General features: G+C 68.1%; 3 protein-coding genes. All 3 read left to right on the top strand.

The window, feature by feature from the left end; translation table 11 throughout:
* The first annotated feature begins 3 nt into the window (after positions 1-3).
* A complete protein-coding gene (locus BFF77_RS26960) occupies positions 4-912 on the top strand; it encodes an ABC transporter permease (protein ID WP_066954677.1) in 909 nt (302 codons plus the stop codon).
* Positions 912-1,727, top strand: coding sequence for an ABC transporter permease (locus tag BFF77_RS26955; RefSeq protein ID WP_066954675.1), 816 nt, complete (start codon positions 912-914; stop codon positions 1,725-1,727). Before BFF77_RS26960 ends, BFF77_RS26955 begins: the two co-directional genes overlap by 1 nt.
* 35 nt (positions 1,728-1,762) lie before the next feature.
* A partial coding sequence (locus tag BFF77_RS26950; RefSeq protein WP_141698538.1) for an NAD(P)/FAD-dependent oxidoreductase occupies positions 1,763-2,473 on the top strand: 711 nt, incomplete at its 3' end.

Raw genomic sequence — 2,473 nt, 5'->3', positions numbered from 1 at the left:
CGCGTGGAGGTTCTGCGCGGCCCCGAACCGGTGCCGCGCAGAACCTCCACGCGCAAGCGGCTCGTCCCGTACTGGCTGCTGCTGCCCGGCATCCTCTGGCTGCTGGTCTTCTTCGCGCTGCCGATGGTCTACCAGGCCTCGACCTCCGTACAGACCGGCTCCCTGGAGCAGGGCTTCGAGGTCACCTGGCACTTCCGGACCTACTGGGACGCGCTCCAGGAGTACTACCCGCAGTTCGTGCGCTCCCTGCTCTACGCGGGCACCGCCACGGTCCTGTGTCTGCTGCTCGGCTACCCGCTGGCCTATCTCATCGCCTTCAAGGCGGGCCGCTGGCGCAATCTGCTGCTGGTCCTGGTCATCGCGCCGTTCTTCACCAGCTTTCTGATCCGTACGCTCGCCTGGAAGACCATCCTCGCGGACGGCGGCACCGTCGTCGGTCTGCTGGACACCCTGCATGTGCTCGACGTGACGAGCTGGCTCGGCTGGACCGAGGGCAACCGCGTCCTGGCCACGCCCATGGCGGTCGTCTGCGGTCTCACGTACAACTTCCTGCCGTTCATGATCCTGCCGCTCTACACCTCGCTGGAGCGCATCGACGGCCGCCTCCACGAAGCGGCGGGAGATCTCTACGCCAGACCGTTCACCACCTTCCGCAAGGTGACCTTCCCGCTCTCCATGCCCGGGGTCGTCTCCGGCACACTCCTCACCTTCATCCCGTCGAGCGGCGACTACGTCAACGCGGAACTGCTCGGCTCCACCGACACCAAGATGGTGGGCAGCGTCATCCAGACACAGTTCCTGCGGGTCCTCGACTATCCGACGGCCGCCGCGCTCTCCTTCATCCTCATGGCGGTCGTCCTGCTGATGGTCACCGTCTACATCCGCCGAGCAGGGACGGAGGACCTGGTCTGATGGGCGTTCTGACGGATGTGACGCGCTGGACCCGGCGCAATCTGGTGGTTCTCGCGGGCCTGCTGACGCTCGGCTACATGATCGTTCCCAATCTCGTGGTGATGGTCTTCTCCTTCAACAAGCCGAACGGGCGCTTCAACTACTCCTGGCAGCGCTTCTCCCTGGACGCCTGGAAGGACCCCTGCGGTGTCGCCGACCTGTGCGGCTCGCTGACCCTCTCGCTCCAGATCGCCGCCTGGGCGACGCTCGGTGCCACCGTGCTCGGCACGATGATCGCCTTCGCGCTGGTGCGCTACCGGTTCCGGGCGCGCGGGTCGATCAACTCGCTGATCTTCCTGCCGATGGCGATGCCCGAGGTCGTGATGGCCGCCTCGCTGCTGACGCTCTTCCTCAACCTCGGCGCGCAGCTCGGCTTCTGGACCGTCCTCATCGCCCACATCATGTTCTGCCTCAGCTTTGTGGTGACGGCCGTCAAGGCACGGGTCATGTCCATGGACGCGCGGCTGGAGGAGGCGGCGCGCGACCTCTACGCGGGGCCCGTGCAGACCTTCGTACGCGTCACCCTGCCGATAGCCGCGCCGGGGATCGCGGCGGGCGCGCTGCTCGCCTTCGCGCTCTCCTTCGACGACTTCATCATCACCAACTTCAACGCCGGCTCGACCGTGACCTTCCCCATGTTCGTCTGGGGTTCGGCGCAGCGCGGCACACCCGTGCAGATCAATGTCATCGGCACGGCGATGTTCGTCGTCGCCGTGGTGACGGTGGTCGCCGGCCAGCTCGTCAGCAACCGGCGGAGGAAGAGCGCCGCCGTGTGACATCCCGTGATCAGGTTCCGAAGGAGTTGGAAGACATGGCCCCAGGTGCCATGCGTACCGCCCTGGCCTCACTCTCCGACGCACAGCCGGTCCCGTACTGGCTGGACGATCCCGGCAGACCCGGGGCGCTGCCCGCCCTCACCGGCGACGAACACTGCGATCTCCTCGTGATCGGCGGCGGTTACAGCGGACTGTGGACCGCGCTGCTCGCCAAGGAGCGCGACCCGGGCCGCGAGGTCGTACTGATCGAGGGCCGCGAGGTGGGCTGGGCCGCCTCGGGCCGCAACGGCGGCTTCTGCGCCGCCTCCCTCACCCACGGCTTCGGCAACGGACTCGCCCGCTGGCCGGGCGAGCTGCACAGACTGGAGGAGCTGGGCGAGCGCAATCTCGACGCGATCGAGGCGACGGTCGCCCGCCTCGGGATCGACTGCGCCTTCGAGCGCACCGGCGAGATCGATGTCGCCACCGAGCCGTACCAGCTCGACGATCTGCGCGCCCTGTACGAGGAGGCGACCGCGCTCGGCTTCACCGGGCTCGAACTGCTGGACAGGGACGCGATGCGGGCCGAGGTCGACTCGCCGACCTTTCTCGGCGGGCTGTGGGACCGGCGCGGAGTCGCCATGCTGCATCCGGCGAAGCTCGCCTGGGGACTCAAGCGGGCGTGTCTGGAGCTGGGGGTACGGCTCTACGAGAACACCCGCGGGCTGGAGCTGGCGCGCGTCAGGGGGCGGACCGGGGGAGCGGCG

The sequence above is a fragment of the Streptomyces lushanensis genome, assembly GCF_001700515.1.
GTDB classification, from domain to species: Bacteria; Actinomycetota; Actinomycetes; order Streptomycetales; family Streptomycetaceae; genus Streptomyces; species Streptomyces lushanensis.
The sequence above is the reverse complement of the archived record's forward strand: the minus strand, read 5'-3'. Positions and strand labels throughout refer to the sequence as shown.